The organism is Chitinophaga sp., assembly GCF_017745275.1.
In the GTDB taxonomy this organism is placed as follows: domain Bacteria; phylum Bacteroidota; class Bacteroidia; order Chitinophagales; family Chitinophagaceae; genus Chitinophaga.
This window is the reverse complement of the sequence record NZ_JAGHZS010000007.1, coordinates 540,781-559,837: the sequence shown is the minus strand read 5'-3', so window position 1 is coordinate 559,837 and position 19,057 is coordinate 540,781. Positions and strand designations below refer to the sequence as shown.

At 47.8% G+C, this 19,057-nt stretch carries 15 protein-coding genes; 12 read left to right on the top strand and 3 right to left on the bottom strand.

All coding sequences use genetic code 11. The features are described from left to right. Positions 1-8: 8 nt before the first annotated feature. Complete coding sequence (locus J7623_RS21850; RefSeq protein ID WP_291924378.1) at positions 9-545, bottom strand: GNAT family N-acetyltransferase; 537 nt, start codon at positions 543-545, stop codon at positions 9-11. A gap of 48 nt (positions 546-593) precedes the next feature. On the opposite strand from J7623_RS21850, the gene J7623_RS21845 reads away from it, so the two are divergent. Further along, positions 594-1,262 carry a YiiX family permuted papain-like enzyme gene (locus J7623_RS21845; protein ID WP_291924377.1) on the top strand — a complete coding sequence of 223 codons (669 nt, stop codon included), beginning with the start codon at positions 594-596 and terminating at the stop codon, positions 1,260-1,262. 89 nt (positions 1,263-1,351) lie between these two features. Here J7623_RS21845 and J7623_RS21840 read toward each other — a convergent pair whose 3' ends face one another. After that, positions 1,352-1,774: an SRPBCC domain-containing protein gene (locus J7623_RS21840; protein ID WP_291924376.1), complete on the bottom strand. Its 423-nt coding sequence runs from the start codon at positions 1,772-1,774 to the stop codon at positions 1,352-1,354. A 56-nt stretch (positions 1,775-1,830) separates the two neighbouring features. Then, positions 1,831-2,172 (bottom strand): metalloregulator ArsR/SmtB family transcription factor, encoded by a 342-nt coding sequence (locus tag J7623_RS21835; protein ID WP_291924374.1) that lies wholly within the window; start codon positions 2,170-2,172, stop codon positions 1,831-1,833. Positions 2,173-2,277: 105 nt separating this feature from the next. Between J7623_RS21835 and J7623_RS21830 the strand changes: the two genes are divergently transcribed. The 11 genes from J7623_RS21830 to J7623_RS21780 all read left to right on the top strand — a co-directional run bounded on the left by J7623_RS21830 (position 2,278) and on the right by J7623_RS21780 (position 19,049). Next, positions 2,278-3,084 carry a GDSL-type esterase/lipase family protein gene (locus J7623_RS21830; RefSeq protein WP_291924372.1) on the top strand — a complete coding sequence of 269 codons (807 nt, stop codon included), beginning with the start codon at positions 2,278-2,280 and terminating at the stop codon, positions 3,082-3,084. Between the two features lie 45 nt (positions 3,085-3,129). Beyond that, positions 3,130-4,044, top strand: a complete 915-nt coding sequence (locus J7623_RS21825; protein WP_291924370.1) for a hypothetical protein — start codon at positions 3,130-3,132, stop codon at positions 4,042-4,044. 12 nt (positions 4,045-4,056) lie between these two features. After that, complete coding sequence (locus tag J7623_RS21820; RefSeq protein ID WP_291924368.1) at positions 4,057-4,359, top strand: hypothetical protein; 303 nt, start codon at positions 4,057-4,059, stop codon at positions 4,357-4,359. Between the two features lie 439 nt (positions 4,360-4,798). Next, entirely contained in the window at positions 4,799-8,065 is a 3,267-nt protein-coding gene (locus J7623_RS21815) for a TonB-dependent receptor (RefSeq protein WP_291924366.1), read from the top strand. 12 nt (positions 8,066-8,077) lie between these two features. After that, a complete protein-coding gene (locus tag J7623_RS21810) occupies positions 8,078-9,544 on the top strand; it encodes a RagB/SusD family nutrient uptake outer membrane protein (RefSeq protein ID WP_291924364.1) in 1,467 nt (488 codons plus the stop codon). Positions 9,545-9,728: 184 nt separating this feature from the next. Further along, entirely contained in the window at positions 9,729-10,313 is a 585-nt protein-coding gene (locus J7623_RS21805; protein ID WP_291924362.1) for a sigma-70 family RNA polymerase sigma factor, read from the top strand. Positions 10,314-10,392: 79 nt separating this feature from the next. Continuing rightward, entirely contained in the window at positions 10,393-11,355 is a 963-nt protein-coding gene (locus tag J7623_RS21800; protein WP_291924360.1) for a FecR domain-containing protein, read from the top strand. Between the two features lie 27 nt (positions 11,356-11,382). Beyond that, positions 11,383-14,853, top strand: coding sequence for a TonB-dependent receptor (locus J7623_RS21795; RefSeq protein ID WP_291924358.1), 3,471 nt, complete (start codon positions 11,383-11,385; stop codon positions 14,851-14,853). A 10-nt stretch (positions 14,854-14,863) separates the two neighbouring features. Then, entirely contained in the window at positions 14,864-16,549 is a 1,686-nt protein-coding gene (locus J7623_RS21790; protein ID WP_291924356.1) for a DUF4397 domain-containing protein, read from the top strand. 11 nt (positions 16,550-16,560) lie between these two features. Beyond that, complete coding sequence (locus tag J7623_RS21785; protein ID WP_291924354.1) at positions 16,561-17,871, top strand: hypothetical protein; 1,311 nt, start codon at positions 16,561-16,563, stop codon at positions 17,869-17,871. Positions 17,872-17,909: 38 nt separating this feature from the next. Next, positions 17,910-19,049, top strand: a complete 1,140-nt coding sequence (locus tag J7623_RS21780) for a fasciclin domain-containing protein (protein ID WP_291924352.1) — start codon at positions 17,910-17,912, stop codon at positions 19,047-19,049. Positions 19,050-19,057 lie beyond the last annotated feature (8 nt).

The following is a 19,057-nucleotide window of genomic DNA, read 5'->3' as shown; positions in this document are numbered from 1 at the left end:
AAAAAAGTTTATTGTGCTTTAGGTATAGGTAAGTCCAGCCGCATCAGGATATCTATTTGCTTTTCATTTCCCAGCATAAAGGGGTGGGTATCAAACTGCACGAATCCATTTTTTTGGTAGAAGCCAATGGCTTTGGTGTTATGTTCCCAAACGCCGAGCCACAGGAAAGGAGCTTTTACTTCTTTGGCTGCTTCTACAGCCCGGCTGAATAGCATTTGCCCGATTTGTCGTCCCTGGTGCGACTTCAAAACGTATATGCGTTCCAGTTCTACAGCCCGGCTGTTAAACAGTTCAGACTGTGCTGTTTTGTAATTGAGCTTCATGTAGCCAACGGGTTGGGTTTTGAGCATGGCAAAGAAGAATTCAGAATCGGGGTTGCTCATTTCAGCGGATAATTTGACCAGGCTGAGATTTTCCTGCAGGTAGTGTTTCATGTTTTCCGGGGTATTGTCGGCCCCAAAACTTTCCTGGAATGTTTGCCTGGCAAGTTGTTGCAACAGTTCTACTTCCGCTGTGATAGCAGGTACAATGAGTAAGTTGTCCATTTTTCTATAGCTTGTTGATAATAGGTATTATTTATTTAATTTTCGGGTATGCTAACTTTGAGAAAAACAATTATTACGGTAGTGCTACTGCTGATAGTAACCAGCGGTTTACTGGCTACGCGGGCATTGGTGAATCATCAAACTTTCACGAAGAAAATGTGGGCGGCCATTCCGGATGTACAGGAGGGCGACATTATTTTTCAGATATCGGAGTCTGACTTTAGTACGGCTATTCAACTGGCAACACATTCCAAATATAGTCATTGCGGAATAATTTTTAAACAGGATGATGACCAATGGTATGTATATGAGGCATTGCAGCCGGTAAGATATACGCCGTTACGCGAATGGATAGCGCGCGGAAAGAACGGGCACTATGTGGTGAAACGGCTGAAGAACGCCACCACCGTGATTACGCCGGCAGTATTGGCAAAAATGAAAGCTGCTGGCCGCCCGTTTAACGGGAAAGATTACGATGCATATTTTGGTTGGTCGGATGAGCGGTTATATTGCTCCGAGCTGGTGTGGAAAATATATAAAGCGGCCACTGGGTTGGAAATAGGCGCATTGCAGCCACTGAAAACATTTGATCTGAACAACACTGCGGTAAAACAGCAGATGAAAGCTATTTACGGAAATCATATTCCCTTAAATGAGAAAATCATTTCACCGGTGAGCATGTTTGAATCGCCGTTACTGGTAACCGTGTCTGAGTGATCACGCAAAGAAGCAAAGGAGCAAAGAAATAAAGGAGTAAAGGTCATGCTTTGCTTTTTCTTTCTTTGCTGCTTTGCCGCTTTGCGTGACTACTTCGCCAGAAATTCCGGTAATGAAATCCCCACGATATGATTCCAGCCATCTGAAAAATTTTTTTCTGCAAAGGCAGCCGTGGCAGGAAAAGTATGTATCCCTGTATGGGTGAGTACCAGCCTTGTTTTATTGCCTTCCGGAAACAACTCCCAGGTCACTTCTGAATTGCCGGTATAGCCCTGGTATCGCCAGGAATAGCTGAGCTTCTTCAATGGCTCTACTGCAGTCACTTTGCAGAGATGCACATATTTTTGTTCATCGCTGCCGGCAGTAAAGCTGAATTCAAAGCCGGTTCTGGCCTCAAAAGCAGGCAATGGAAAATACCATTGTTTTAATTTTTCATTGTCAGTAAGTGCTTCCCATACTGCTTTAACAGGTGCATTCAATATACGTTCAACAACGAGCGGCGTGTTACTCATAGATCATTGTTTTATGAATGAATAAATATCTCTGTTGTTGCGACAAAACGTCGCCGTTATTCCGATTGCTTTTTCCTGCGCGGTGTTCTGGCAGGCTTGCCGGCGAGGAACCCTTCCAATTCATCCAGCTTACCCGACCAAAAGGCATGATATTGTGCAGTCCAGTCGGCCACCGTTTTCAACTGCTTTAAATCGGCGCTGCAATAACGTTGTCTGCCTTCCTGCCGGATGCTAATGAGTCCACATTCCGTCAGGATGCGGATATGCCGCGATATCGCCGGCCGGCTGATACCGAAGTTATCGGCGATACTGTTCAGGTTTAATGAAGCATTAGCCAGTAAACCGATGATCTGACGGCGTGTAGGGTCAGCTATTGCCTGAAATACATCTCTTCTCAAAATAACTGTTTTTAAGTTATGTAACCTTTCGGTTACAAATATAAGTAACCATTTGGTTACAGGAAATTTTTTTTGTGAGATGACCTTCTCCTAAAAAATTATCGGTTGAACATCTTATTTTACACGATGCAATATTATCTCTACATGATGAATAAACTCACTTCTACCTTATGCTGCCTGGTGCTGGGACTCACCACCATGGCGCAATCCAAAAAACTGGATATCGTTTTTATTGGCAACAGTATCACCCAGGGCGCCGGCCTGGCACATCCGCAACAGGATGCTCCACCCGTGAAAGGATGTGAATGGCTGAAACAGGCCCTGCCCAATTTCCAGGTGAACTATAGCAACCAGGGGGTGAGCGGCTCTACTACGGTCGACTTCCTGCCTGCTACAAATCGTTTATTCAACAACGTTATAAAGGCCGCCGATGTATTTAAAAGCGATAAAGACGCTACCCTGGTATTTTCTATGATACTGGGCACCAACGACAGCGCCAGTGAGGGACCCAACGGTTCTCCCGTATCTCCGGACGATTATAAAAAGAACGTGAAAGCAATACTGGATCGCCTGTTAACGGATTATCCCGGCTGTATCGTCATCTTACATCATCCAATCTGGTATAGTCCCACTACGCAAAATAGTTCCCGCTACCTCGCGGAAGGACTGGCGCGGCTGCAATCCTATTTCCCGGTATTGGATGCAGTAGCCGCCAGCTACAAGGCATCTCATCCTAAACAGGTATTCATAGGCGACACCAGTGGATTTAAATATTTTGAAAAGCACCCGGAACTGTTTATCCAGGAACATGGCAAGGCAGGTACTTTTCAACTGCATCCTAATGAACAAGGCGCTGCACAGCTGGGCGTTCTTTGGGCAAAGGCCATTAAAAAAGTGGTAGCCAGGAAATAAATTAACAGGGCATTTGCTTCGGCAACTTTACTAACAAAACCGGGCATGGAAACGTCCATTACTGTATTACATACTTTATTGCTGCCGGATTTTCCATCGGCCTCTGCTATCATTTACGCAGATGAACAGTTGTACCTGGTGGGCGATGATGCTACCTGTATCCTGGTGCTGGATCGGCATTACGGAGAAGTGGCGCGTATTCCCATTGCAGAAGCTCCCAGTAAAAGGATTGCCAAAGCACTAAAACAGGATTTCGAGGCAGCGACCGTGATCACCCGGCAGGACCAGTCTTACCTGCTGGTGACAGGATCCTTGTCTACGCCGCAACGCTGCCAGCTATTGCTGATGCCCTTGCCCGCGGGAGCGCCACTGGAGCGATTTCCGTACCCGGCTGATGTCCTGCTGCAGTTGACGGCAAGCGGTGTAAAAGAATGGAACATAGAAGGGGCCACTGTAATAGGAAATACCCTGTTATTGGGTAACCGGGGGCACGACGGTCATCCTGTGAACCAGCTGGTTTTGGTGCGGGATGGTTTCTGGGAACAACCCGGTACAACAGGCATTTCCGTATTGCCGTTAACGTTAGCAACGCCCACCCCGGTATTTGCAGGTGTATCGGATCTTTGTTATGTGCCGGAGAAGGACTGGCTGCTGTGCACCTTGTCGTCAGAGGCCACCGCCAGTACCTATGACGATGGCGCCGTCGGCGACAGTTATATTGGATGGGTCACAAACATCTCCAAAAAATTATCTGGTACTTCACTGGTGATAGAAGGTTGGTTGAACCTGGCAACAGCATCACCGGTTTTTAACCAGGAAAAAATAGAAGGCATCTGCGTAGAGCGTGTTGCAACGGATCACCTGTTACTTCACCTGGTATCCGATAACGACGGGGGAGAGAGCGGCTTATTCAAAATCAGGATGTCTTTTACGGACAAAAATGATCCCCCTAAAATTTAATACCTTCGCGATATGGATATAGCATTTGATGAATCAGGACTTGCCGTTAAATACGACGAAGATATTGACGACACCCTCGAATGGGAGAACGTAGTACGTATTTCAGGCTATAAAGTATACGCATACCCGGGAGAAGCCACCTTCCTGGTATTTGAATCCGCCGATGGCGAAACATTGGAAGTATCCGATGAAATGTCCGGCTGGCTGGAACTCATCGGTGGTCTGCATGAGATCTTTAAGCTATCACCAGGTTGGGAAGAAAAGCTAGCCGATATAGAACCTGGCGAAGAAGATGTAGTGTTTTTTGAGAAATAGCGGAAAGCAAAAAGCAGAAAGCAGAAAGTTATTGCAGCGATTGATCGAAGCGTATTAATATTCGCAATAATCAATCGCAACAATAGCTTTCTGCTTTTGATACATTAATAAACACCTCGAAAAGTTCTGCCTTTAATAACAGCCTTCCATGTTGAGATGCTCCATTTTTTACCGGCTGTGTAATTAATATCCCTTGTTTATCTGCCACAAAGTAAATTTATCTACTGCGAAAAATAACGTGCCTATATTAGTCTATTGATTTGGTAGACTAAAAACTAGTTGGTACTTTTAATCCTGAATTGAAATCTAATCGCAGTCATCTGTCATCGGTTTTATAAACAGTTTTATCAACTGGCCCTTGTACATCAGTGAGCATTTACCCAAGTGCTTCTCTTTCACAGGCGTGGCAACAGCTTGTGCAGGGCCTCAAAAAACACCTATGGATTCTTTTTACTTTCGGTCTTTAAAAGCACAATGGCGGAGTGCAATACTACTCCTTACTTTACTGACACCCTTATTCCTGTTGGCCCAGGAAAAACGTGCAGTCGTTACCGGTACTGTTCAGAGCGAACGGCAACAAGGCATACCGGGCGTATCTGTAGTGGTGAAAAATGAAACGACCGGCGCTACGGCCTCCGCTCAAACCAACGCCAGCGGCATATTCCGCATTACCAATCTCGCTGCCGGCGGCCCTTACAGCGTACAATTTACGTCTATTGGTTTTGAACCGGCATTAGTAGGGGGCATTAGCCTGTCTGATGCCACACCCCGCCAGGTAAACGTCACCCTGAAAGAATCTACCTCCTCCCTGAACCAGGTGGTGGTAGTGGGGTATGGCGTGCAACGCCGCAAAGAAATCACCGGCGCTGTGGCCTCCGTTCGCGCAGCCGATTTGAAAGATCAGCCTGTCACCAGCTTTGAACAGGCCATTGCCGGTAAAGTGCCCGGTGTACAGGTGTTGCAAAATACGGGCGCCCCGGGAGGTAGCATCAGCGTACGTATCCGCGGCCTCAACTCTATCTCTGCCGGCATCGACCCACTATATGTTGTGGACGGTATCCCGTTGTCGAACGACCTGAAGAATCTGCAGGGATCTACCGACGTCGTGAATATCACCGGGCAGGCATCTTTCCAGAAATCACCTGATCCGCTCAGTACCCTGAACAGCGACGACATCGCTTCCATCGATATCCTCAAAGATGCCTCGTCCGCTGCTATCTACGGCTCCAGGGCCTCTAACGGCGTGGTACTGATTACCACTAAAAAAGGTAAAACAACCGGCCCGCCTTCCTTTGGTTACAGCATGTATGCCGGCTTCCAGCAAGCCAGCAAAAAAATAAAACTGATGGACGCCTACGAGTGGTCGAAGTTCAGCTTTGATGCAAAGAACAATGCCTACCTCGATTTTAAACCATCCGGTAAAATTACAGACGATAACGCCACAAGAGGGAGTTCCAATTATCAGATTGCACCCGAAATACTGCCCTACCTGGCAGGGAACCAGGGACTCACCAACACCGACTGGCAGGATGCGCTCTTCAGAACCGCACCCATTCAGAACCATACGCTCTATGCTTCCGGTGGCAATGAGAAATTTCAATACTATGTATCCGGCAACTACCTCGATCAGAAAGGGATCATCCTCGGCTCGGGCTATAAAAGATATGGACTGAGAGCCAACCTCACTGCCAACCTCACGGAAAAACTGCGGATAGGCGTTTCCGTGAATCCCAGCTATGATCACTACGACCTGATCAATAGTGAAGGCCCGTGGACATTCGACGGCATCCTCAGCAACGCACTCAAGGCCTCCCCGGTATTCCCCGTATATAATCCTGACGGATCACTGGCTACCAACCGCCAGAACACCTGGGCCTACGGCTACTCCGGCGGTGAAAACCCCGTAGCACTGGCCACACAGATCGACGATAAAATGGATCATATACGCAACCTCGGCAATGTATGGGGAGAATATGAAATCATCAAAGGACTGAAGTTTAAAACCTTCTTTGGCACCGATATCAATCATTTCAGCCGCAATTACTTCCGGCCCTCTACACTGGGCAGCTACAAACCCATTCAGCAGGGAGCACCTACCATTCCAAAAGGATCAGCGCAATCCGCGTTGTCTACCAACTGGCTCTGGGAAAATACCCTGAACTACCAGTTCAGCCTGCACGAAAAACATCGCTTCGATGTACTGGCAGGTTACACTTCCCAGAAGAATACTACCAAAGCCAATGAAACGGTAGGTACCGGGTTTCCTAACGATGCCGTACATACGATTAACGCCGCTACCATTACCAGTGGTACTTCTACGGAATCACAATGGTCGCTGTTATCCTACCTCGGCAGGGCTAATTATAACTACGATGATAAATACTTCATTTCCGCCAGCATCCGTGCGGACGGCTCCTCCCGCTTTGGGGCCAATAATAAATGGGGCTATTTCCCGGCAGTATCAGGTGGATGGCTCGTTAGCAATGAATCCTTCTTCAAGGTAAAAGCGATCTCTGAACTGAAAGCCCGGGTAAGCTACGGTACTTCCGGTAACTTCCAGATCGCCAACTACGCTTCTTACGACCTGTTGGCCTCTAACGGCTATGTACTGGGTAACGGCGCCGGCACGGCCGTGAACGGCGTGGGATTATCGCAACCTGCCAACCCGGACCTGACCTGGGAAAAAACGATACAACTGAATGCCGGTATCGATATCGGCTTCTTTACAAATCGCATCTACCTGAGTGCAGATTATTACCGTGCTACTACATCCGACCTGCTGCTGAATGTACCGGTAGCACTTAGTTCCGGCTTTGGTACCGCGCTGAAAAATATTGGTAAAGTGCGCAACAGCGGGGTGGAATTTGGCTTGAATACCCGTAACCTGACCGGTGCTTTTGCGTGGAATACCAGCTTCAACATCTCTGCCAATAAAAATGAAGTGTTACAGCTGGGCACCAACAATGCGCCCATCATTTCTGATGGCGGTAATGGTACGATCTCCCAGTTGTACATTACCCGGGTTGGATCACCTATCGGTAGCTTCTATGGCTATGTAAATGGCGGCTCCTTTAAAGATCAGGCAGCCATTGATGCTTATCCACACTACGCCACCACCAAACCTGGTGATCGCAGGTTCATTGATGTGAACGGCGATCAAAAAATTGATGCGAACGACAGAACCGATATCGGTAGCTATTTCCCTAAATTTATATGGGGACTCTCCAACGAGTTTAAATACAAAGGTTTCGATCTCACTATTGCATTGCAGGCTTCTCACGGTAATAAGATCATGAACCTGCAACGCCGCTTCCTGTATAACGGGGAAGGAAATGCCAACCAGATGATTGAAGAGATGGGCTACTGGAAGTCGCCCACCGATCCGGGCGATGGCAACACCATCCGTCCTAACCGCGTGACCACCGGCAACAGCGCGCAGCCAAGCTCTTTCTTCGTGGAAGACGGTTCGTATGTGCGTTTACGTAACCTGACCATCGGGTATACTTTTGACCAGAAAATCCTACGTAATAAAGTACAGGGATTGCGGGTATATGTATCCGGACAGAACATTTATACCTGGACCAAATACACCGGCTACAACCCGGAAGTAAACGCCAGACCGGATAGCCCGTTGTCGCAGGGAGAGGACTATGGTACTTATCCATTACCCAGAACATTCACCGCTGGTGTTAATCTTTCATTCTAAAAACAGGAATTTATGAAGCTGAATATAAAAATAGCAGGGTTGTCGCTGATAACGGTTATATCTTCCTGCAGCAAAGATTTTATCAATCTCACACCGGTGTCTAACCAAACCACCGCCACCTTCTTTAAAACGGCGAACGATTTCCAGCAGGGTGTGAACGCCATTTATGATGGCTTGCAGAACACCCGCCTGTACGGGAAATCAGCTTACTACCTGATGGAAGTAAGAAGTGATAATACCGATATCCTGGACAGGGGCGCCCTGGGCGGTGTAGCTTCCCAGATCGACCTCTTCACCGAAACCACTACCAATCCTTTCCTGACAGATGTATACGCAGGTGCTTATGTGGCCATCTCCCGCGCTAATGCTGTACTGGACCAGATAGATGCGGCCGCTATCCCGGATTCGTCTAAAAAACAATTCAGGGGAGAAGCGCAGTTTTTGAGAGCATTTGTTTATTTCGACCTGGTGCGTTTGTATGGCAAAGTGCCGCTGGTTATCAAAACGGAAACCACTTCAGAAGCACAGAACGATAAACGTAATGATGTAACAGAAGTATATGGGCAGATAGAGAAAGACCTGCAATCCGCTGCCGCCTTATTGCCGGCAGCTTACAGCAATGCAGCAGATTATGGCCGCGCTACCGCTGGTACGGCCAGTGGCTTATTAGGCAAGGTGTATGTGACAGAGAAAAAATGGTCTGCGGCTACCGCCGTGCTTAAAAACGTTACCGGCTATACGTTGCAGGCCGATTATGCCAGCCTGTATAATCCTGCCAACGCTATCAACAGTGAAGTACTGTTCACGATCCGATATAAGAAAGGATTAAGTCCTTCAGAAGGGAACACCTACTTCACCGACATGGTACCGTTTTCATTTTACTATAACGGTGTCGCCTATGGGGGATCTAACAATAACAGGCCTACGAACAACCTGGTATCTGCCTACGAAAAAGATGATAAGCGATTCGCGGCCTCACTGGATACGGTGTCTTACAAAAATGCCACTACCACGCAGGTGGGGAACTACATCAAAAAATACCTGGATGTACCCGGCGCCACCGGTGATGGAGGCAGCAGCTTTCCTATATTACGTTACGCAGATATTTTACTCCTGCAGGCGGAAGCGCTCAATGAGCAGGGATATAGCGCGGCTAACGGTCCCGGCTCCGCGTTTGATTACCTGAACCAGGTAAGGGTAAGAGCCGGACTTAAAGGCAAAACAGCTACTGATCTGCCGGACCAGGCCAGCTTCCGTGATGCGATCTTTGCAGAGAGAAGAGTAGAGCTGGCTTTCGAAAATAATCGCTGGTTCGATCTGATCCGCTATTCCAAAGGGATCGCGATTATGCAGGCGCATTTACTGAAAGAATATAACCTGGCTACACCGGTATTAACGCCCGCCCGGTTATTGTTCCCTATCCCGCAAAGTGAAATAGATTTGCACCGGGATCCGGTGAACTTCCCACAGAATCCATGAGGATAGCTGTTAGCCATTAGGTTTTAGCTTTTAGCAAAATGCAGCGGATATGAACACATCATGTTCTCCGCTGCATTTTGCTAAAAGCTAAAACCTAATGGCTAAATGCTTTCTTAATAAATTATTAACCTGCCATTATACCCCGATATGAACAACTATTTTACTTTTGTTCCATTGTATGCGAATGGAATCTTCTGCAACACAAAATATCGAGCTTCTATTTAAGGATATTTACCTGGCCCATTGGGATACGCTTTTCCGGATTGCCAATAAGAAAATCGGTTATGCCCCGGATGCGATGGATATTGTGCAGGAAACTTTCGTATATGTATGGCAGCAGTTTCCCTCTCTTCACCTGGAAGGAGCCGATGCAAAATCTTTCCTGGTCACCTGTTTGTATTACCGGATATTGGGTTTCCTGCGGGCCAGAGGTCTGAAGGAAAAACATCTTCAGCATTTCCAGTCCTACCTTGAAAATGAACTCAGTATCGATCCTCACCATAACACTGCCGAAGTAGAAGCAGAGCTCACCGCTGTTAACATTGCCATTATGGGAGAGCTGGATCGTATGCCGGAGCGTATGAAACAGATTTTTATCCTGAACAGGTATGAAAATAAGCCTATTGAAGAAATAGCCCGTTTGTACGCCATCTCCCCTAAAACAGTAAAAAATCAGCTCAGTGAAGCCATGCGCCGGTTAAAGAACTTTGCGGATTCCTATCCCGCTACCAGCTTATTGCCCTTACTGTTGTTATTCCTGGAAGATTAAATCACCTGCTTTTTGTTGGTAACAATTTGTTAACCTGTTATACCCGGGACTTTCCCGCATTTGTGCTCTAACTATATGTATGGAGCCTAATAAACAAATGTTGGAGGATATACTGGACCGCCTCTATAAAGGAACGGCCAGTGAGCAGGAAAAGGAAATAGTTCGTGGATGGATGGTTTCACTGGATATTTCTGACACTGCTACTTCAGAGAATAAACTACAGGAAGCAAAGCAGGAAATGCTGCAACGGATATTAAGGATGCCCCGGGAATCGGCGCGTCCGGTAAAACGCATGCCGAATGCCTGGAAGGCAGCGGCTGCAGTACTGGTGCTGGCTTTTTCCTCCTGGTTTTTGTTGACCCGAACCCTGCATCCCCGGAAACAAAAAGAGCTGGCCTATACAACTATTGCCACTACCGGAAAGGAAGCCAAACATATTAAACTGCCAGATGGTTCTGAAGTATGGTTAAATGCCCGGTCAAAGCTGGAATATGTACCAGAGCGGTTTAACAGGGAAGACCGTTGCGTACGCCTGGTGGGAGAAGGTTATTTTGAGATCATGAAGGATGATGCACGGCCTTTTATTGTGTCGTCGGAGAACATTGAAACGCGGGTATTGGGAACCGCTTTTAATATAGAAACCTATCCCGGTGAAACAGAAATAAGAGTGGCGCTGGTGAATGGAAAAGTGGCCGTAAAAGACCTGCAGACCAATGGCTATGCGCTGCTTCATCCCAATGAAATGTTGCGCTATTCAAAAGGCAATAAGAAATGGGGCGTGGTACCTTTCTCCTCCAATATGACACGCAATTGGATAAATGGGCACCTGATATTTGAAGAACTGCCACTGATGGATGTACTGGATCGTGTGGCCTTTAGATATGGTTTGTCGCTTCGGTATAGTAAAGAGTTATTAAAAGATAAAAGAGTGACCGGGGATTTCAGTCCCGATAAATGGCAGACGGTATTGGAAAATATTTTGTTTATCCACCGGTTGACCTACACCACGAAAAACGGAATTGTATATATAAACAAGCGGTAATCACAATCCTTATTTAATAAGCTGAAAATGGATCATAAGATTAACAGGGAACCGGCACTGCGCCGGTTTCTGAAGGGAATGCTATTGACGTTACTTTTCCTGCCTTTGGCGCAGGAGGGCAGGGCGCAATTAAGCAGCCTGAAACAGCCGGTAGAGGTCCGGCTGGAAAAAACAAATGCGCTCGCCGTTATTTCGGCATTGGGTCGCCAGTCAGGATGTTCATTCTATTATACCGCCTCCGAACTGGGTAAGATGGGTATCTCCGTTTTTTCAATAACCGGCACATTGGGACAGGCATTGCAAAAGCTCAAAACGGTAGCGCCGCTGGAATTTAAAGTGTCAGGTAATAATATTTCTGTGCAAGCTACTGCTGCAGAGGCGCCCGTAAATGCCGACACCACAAGCAGACACATTTTCAAAGGCCATATCACCGACGCCAAAAGCGGGAAGCCTGTAGCTAACGTGGAAGTATATGCGCAAACACAGCAATTATCTACCGTAACAGATGCGAACGGAAATTTCGTACTCCGGATGACGGCTACGCACGACCTGCTTATATTTTCCCGGGCCGGTTACACCAGCCAGGTGATCAGTGGAGATACACATACGCCGCTGGATATTAAGATGGCCCCTGATAGTAAAACACTTTCCGGTGTAACCGTTTCCTCCCGGCGCCGGATGAACAGCGAAGCGGCATTGCTGAATGAAAGACAACGTGCTGCCGTGGTGTCTGATGGTATCTCTGCTGAGAACATCGAAAAAACAGCCAGTATCACCACCACACAGGCATTGCAACGGGTGTCAGGGGTTACTGTGACGGACGACAAATACGTGGCCGTGAGAGGGCTGGGAGACCGTAGTGTGATAGGTGAGTTGAATGGTATCCGGCTGGCCTCATCAGATCCCGACAGAAGTACGATCCCACTGGACCTGGTACCCGCCAACTTGCTGGACAATATCGTAGTGGTGAAAACCATGACGCCCGATAAACCTGCAGATGCCTCCGGCGGTATTGTGGAGCTGAAAACATTGTCGATTCCCACCAAACAAACGTTGGCTATTACCATGGAAACAGGCACCAACTCCAACATTGGCCTGGGCGGTAAAGTGAACAGCTTTTATAACAGCGACATGGGTTTCTGGGGACAGCAGATAAAGCAACACGATCTGCAGCCGGATTTTCTGAACCTTAGCAAACAATATCCCGGTGGTCTTAACCAGCTACAACAACTGGCGGCTGGCGCCAAAAATGATCCCGCGCTTTTAACGGAGGTAAACCGCATCAATAACATCATGCATGGTTTTGATCCGGTGCTGACCACTCATTATAAAAAAGCACCGCTGAATGGCATCTACAACGTTACCTATGGCAACTCATTTACTATGCACAAACAGCAGCAACTGGGAGTGATCCTGAGTGGCAGCTATTATAGCCGTTCCGCTGATGTATCGGATGGAATATTGAATCAATACAGCATATACCAGGGCGTTATGACGGGGAATCCTTCTATTGATGAATCGCGCAACATCCCCGCTTATATTACGCCGAATACCCCTAACCTGGGAAAGTATGTGGGGTACCGGGAAAATACCGGTACGCAAACGTTGAACTATGGCGTGCTGGGAGGCCTTGCTTACCGCTTTAACCCGAATCATGAAATCAGTTTTCAATATATGGGTAGCTGGGGTGGAGAAACACAAGCTTCCGGTTTAGCAGGACAGTATGCTTATGCCACGGGCCTTTCAGGTCCTGTTTACAGTACGGTGTATTCGCTCCGGCAAACTTACCGTACGTTCAATACATTCAACCTGCAGGGTGAGCATAAGTTCGGGCAGGGAAAGTATGTACCGCGACTCAGCTACAATGCAGCTTCGTCGAGGGCTACGCAGGATGACCCGGACTATCGTTTTGTGAACCTGGCAGATTATCGCCCGGCAGGTGGCGGTTATTATACTATACCAACGCCTGATGGAGCCGGCAACAAACTGATGGGCATAACGGATTATTACGCGCTGGTATCCGGCTATGTAAATGGTTTTGGCCCTTATGGCAAGATACAGGCCGATCCTAACGGCCGGCGTTTTCGCAATCTTACGGAAACAAACTATAACTATAAAGCAGATGTGACATTGCCTTTCGGTGTGCACGGATTGGAGCAGTCGTTTAAGGCAGGGGTGAATTATCTCTACAGGGAAAGAGACTTTGGAGAAAATGTGCTTTCGTTGCCGGGATCCAATTTCTCTACGCTAAAACAGTACCCGTTGTACCAGGTATATGGTAACCTCGACCGGTTAGTAGGTTATGACCAGGTAGGTATTCATCTGCCAACGGCAACAACAGCAGAAGGTGGGCCATTGGCCGGTGGATTCCTGTATAATACCAGGAAGTCACCTAACAATTATACCGGCTTTTACGAAACAAATGCCTTTTACGGTATGCTGGATCTGCATCCTTTAAAAAACCTGCGTTTGACAGGCGGTGTGCGTTTTGAAAAAACAGATATCCGTAGCAAGGTGGATACGGCGGGCATCTATATTGATCCGTCGTTATCAGAAAGTGGTGTTAACCTCGTATATACGAACCCGTTATCAAAGTATATCTCGCAATATAAACCTTATTATTCCGCCAATCTTACTTATTCACTGCGTGAGATGATGAACTTCCGGCTGGCCTATGGTACTTCGCTGGCCCGCCCGGAAATCCGGGAACTGACCAACGTATTTGAGTTTGATCCTTTTCAGCAGGCATTGGTAGTTGGAAATCCTAACCTGGTGAATCAACAGACGAAAAGTTATGATTTTCGTTGGGAATGGTTTCCGAACAAAGGAGAAGTACTGGCTGCATCTCTGTTTGCCAAAGAAATCAATAACCAGTTGGAAAAAGTATTTATACAAAATTCAGACGGCGTAAATGCCAAATATCCGGAATTCCCCACAGTAGCCTATCATAACAACCCTAACACCGGCCATGTATGGGGAATAGAGCTGGAGGTAGTAAAGAACCTGGGACTATTGTGGCGGCCACTGAAATATTTCTTCCTGGGTTCCAACCTGATGATTGCTTCCAGCAATGTGCGCAAAAACGATGAGCGGTTAGATGCTGCACGCATTATAGACCGGCAGTCGCCCGAAAAAAGTCCGCTGTTTGAGCAGGCACCTTATTCCATCAATGGTTTCCTGAACTACGCCAATACCAATATGGGTACAGATATCACTGCCACTTTCAATATGGTAGGCGAGCGCCTGATACAGGTGAACATGGATGGTTCACCAGACCTGTACAGCAGGCCTATGCCAGTGCTGGATTTCGTATTCAGTCAGAAGGTATGGAAAAGAATTATTGTGAAAGGATACGCCAAGAACATACTGAATAGCGCCTACGAAGAAGTGTATAGCAATCCCGGTGCCGGCGGGAAATACTACGGTGCCAGGTATGTAAGAAGGAGCTACCGGCGCGGCACAGAATATATGTTGGGTCTTACTTATAACCTGTTTTAAAATACTGGAGATGAACAAAACAGCTACAAAATATTTTTATCATACCGTATGGGGGCTTATGCTGTTGCTGGCAACAGCCTGCAGCAAAGATAAAACAGATGCGCACGTGGGCCATGAGCCGGATTACAGCAACATGGCAAAATCCACCGTGCGCCTGGTGACTTTCAACGGCAATGTGGACGTGATGGTAAATGATGTAAAGGTCACCAACTGGTATGTTCCGCAACTCAACGACCCGGTGTTGAATCCGCCTTATCCAACGCAATATTTCAGCTCCGGCAAGTTAAGTGGCACCTGGTATGTTCCTCAGCAGTTCCTGGACGCCAAAGGACAGGCCGTCATCAAAACAGGCAGTCCGGCTGGAGGCGGCGAGCCGGTTATCTTATCAGATTCATTTAATGTGCAGGATGATTATTACCAGCCCTCTGACTACTACCTGGCTACCAGCGTGGCACAGAGCAGTACCGGTACTTATACTGCTACCCGCGTGCCCCGTACTACCATACTACCGGCGGATCCCAGCCATATACGCATTCGCCTGGTGAACCTGTGTAATCCAATTGCAAACGGAGGCATCGGCACACTGACCCTGGCATATGCAGATGGCAGCCCGATAAATAAAAGTACTTCTGGTATTGCCAGCCATGCATGGTCCGATTATATAGAACTGCCTTACGGTACTTACCAGTTTAAAGTACTGATAGATGGCACGGACCTGCAGATACCGGGGAAGCCGGCATTGCTCACCAATGTTACATCTCCTGATAACTACTCGCTGGGGGGCACACAGGTATATTACAGCCCCGTGCAAACCTTCCAGCCCGGCGGCGTATATACGATAGCGGCAGGTCTCACCGGTGGCGCTTACCAGTATGGAGAATACCCACTGATGCCCAACTGTTTTTCCGTGATAACAGACATAGATCCACCCGTTAATATCACCTACGGCCGTGTACAGGTAGTGAATGCTGCTACCGGCAACGAGAATGGGGTGAAGGTGCAGATAGATAATCTCGCTGCCAGCTCAGTATCTTATGGCAAAGCAGGGGAATATATTACGTTGGTGGCGGGCAGGCATCATATCAAAATAACCGGTAGCTCAGTGGTAGAAAAAGATATAGATGTGAGAGGGGGAGATAACCTGACTATCTGGGCCTGGCCTGCTGCGGATAATACCCTGTCGTTGACTGTAACAGCTAACAATATGGGCGGTACGAGGATTCGTGGCGGTAACGCGGATGGTTCGGATGCCACCAATAATATTTATGATCCGCTTAAATTCAACATGCTGCTCCAAACCCGGTTTCTGAACCTATGCCCGGACTTACCGGATGTAACATTTACCAATACCAATGGCGCCCTGTTTCCGGAAGATATTTTTGCTGCTGCTGCGGCAGCACAGCATCTCCGGCCGGGACAGGCTGCTGACCCAACCACGGTTCCCTATCCTTATGCAGACCTGAAGTTCCTTACTGGCGGCAATGTACAGGCTTATAGTTCGCAGCCTGGCGTGCTGCCGGGGAACAGGCTGACCGGCGTGTCAGCCCTGACCCCGATTGATTTTGTCAGGATGCCTGCGCATTTTTTTCAGGATGGAAATTATGGATCCGAGCCCGGCGTGTATACGGTAGCGTTAGTTGGGCGTAATGCTCCAGGCAAAACGCTGAAGATGATAGTGATTAAACATAACCAGTAACAGATTATACGATGATACATTTTGATACCACCATACAGCGCCGGTTGCTGGCATTGGGCTGCCTGCTGCTGATCATGGCCGGCTGCCGGAAAACAACTTACAACGTTATCCCGGAGGCGGCCTACCTGCGGGTATTTAACAGCCTGAATTATGATGTGGACGTGACCACCAAAGATCAACCACCTCCTTTCCTCGCCATGATCATTGATCCGGAATATGATGCAGCGGGTTTGGTTACAGGAGGAAAAATAGTAGGCGATTACCTGGATCAACGCAGCGCTTATGCAGGGCCATATCCCGCTAATGCAGGTACCACTTCTTACCGGAATACCGAATATCCCGGTAGCAAAAAAGTACTGGTAGGACCCATCATCAACGGGTTTAACCTGTCCAGTTGGGCGCAGATATCCTCCGGGAAACACCGGGTATTGTTTTACAGCCGTCCTATCAGTGACGCACCTTTCTTCAGCCTGCCGGATCGCGACCGGAAAAATCTGCTGGTAGACAGCATCATTGATTTCACTGCAGGAGAGATTTATACGATGGAAGTATTGCAGAAAACCGTGGCTACACAGTATCCGCTGCCCATCACATTGTATCTGCGGAAGGAACAGTTTACAAAGATGCCTTTTTCAGACACCATGCTGTATGCCAACTTTTATAACCTGAGCGCAGAAGGATATGCCGCCGCTAATCCCCGTGCCAATCCCAGCGGGATCCAGGGATACCTGAATGCCAACAACAAATGCACCGCCTTTGGTGATACCATGAATATTTATTATTCGCTTTTTAACGACGATTGTCGCTATCCCTATGTGGATGGCGCACCCGTAGGCAATACCCTGATAAACGGCTTTAATAATCTGTGGTTGGGTACCCTGGTGCGATCGCACGTAGCAGGTGTGGCGCCCTATTACAGCATACCTATGTTTGCCGCTCCGGATACCACCCATGGTATACTCAGCAGGCAGTGGGAAGTATTCACACTGATGCAGCCGGGCCTTTCCCCGTTTCCTGGTCCCGTGCCGGTTAATGCACCCAACGGAATGGCCGGCGCCAATCCAAAGTTTGGCGCTATTGGCTGCAGCAATCTTGGTAATGATGGGAAAGGTACTACCTCCCCGTTGTCCAGGCGAAGTGTGCCACGAATTGATTTCAGTGACCTGATTGCCAGCTGCTGGCTGCCGAACCTTATCCGGTATACGGCATCAGGGAGCTACGTGCAACGGTCATTCAGCACCATCAGTTCCATTGAAATTATCAATAACCGGGTATACATGATGAGTGTACAACGCAGCTACCCGCCGCCTGGTAACCAGTAAGCAATAATTGTAACCATTCCATCATTTAACTAACAGCAATGACTAAACGAATATATACCGGTTGTATCATCACATTGTTACTCATGGCGGCAGCGTCCTGTAAAAAACCGGATTTTGAGTCGGAACAACAGGCGCAGGCAACAGGTACTATCAGTGATTACCTGAGTAATAATTTTGACCTTTCCCTTTTTGGTGCCGCAGTCCGGAAGGCCGGCCTGATGGATAGCCTGGACAAGGCAACTGCCAGCTTTACGGTAATGGCGCCTACAAATAGTGCACTGAATAAAGACAGCATTTTCAACGCGGGTGATTTCGATACATGGACTAAAGATAGTCTCCTGTACTTCGTCAGGACACATATTTTACCTGTGAAATTATTTTACGGTGATATTCCGCTCTCATCAGATAACAGGTACACCAACCTGAATGGAGTGCAATTGTACTTTTCACGTTCAACAGCCAGGAATAACACCGTGCCATTTGCAGTAAACGGGGTGAATGTCATCAGGGAATCCGCCCTCGGTACATCTACGTCTCTTAAGTTTGGCGCCACACAGCTGAATGGTGTAGTATACCCGTTACTCAACACCATAAAAGTATATCCCGGTACCGTGCAGGCGTTCCTGCAATCCCGCCCTTATTTTTCGCATCTTATTGCAGGGTTGAAAAAATTTGATTACTGGGAAAGAATGGGTGGCGACGGACCTTTTACCGTGTACGCGCCGCTGGATTCCTCTTTTGAGCGTCGTGGTATGACGCTGGACAGCATTAACCGTATGGATAGCCAGCACTATGACCCGGTGGTGTTTGGAGGCTATTTTCTCACACCCAACCATGTTTTTGTAATGGATATTGCTCAATTGCCGCCGGTTACAGGAGTACTCAGCCTGCCTTTTCAAACAGCTTCTCCAAACTATAAGGTGATCATGTGCCAGAGTGCAATGGGCAGTGGTGTAGGAGTGGTAACTGCAGCATCCGCGTCTACCAGTTCTCTGGTGGTTGTCAGCGCCAATGCGGCATACCCTTATGGCAGCCAGGGGACGCTGTTCCTGGGAGAACAGCCAGGATTGCTTTCCCTGGCTGATATGAAAGGTACCTATATCAATTATACCTGCGCTAATGGGATTGTTCATGTAATGGCTGACATACTTGTTATGCCGGGAAAGGTGACTAAATAAAATCTTAA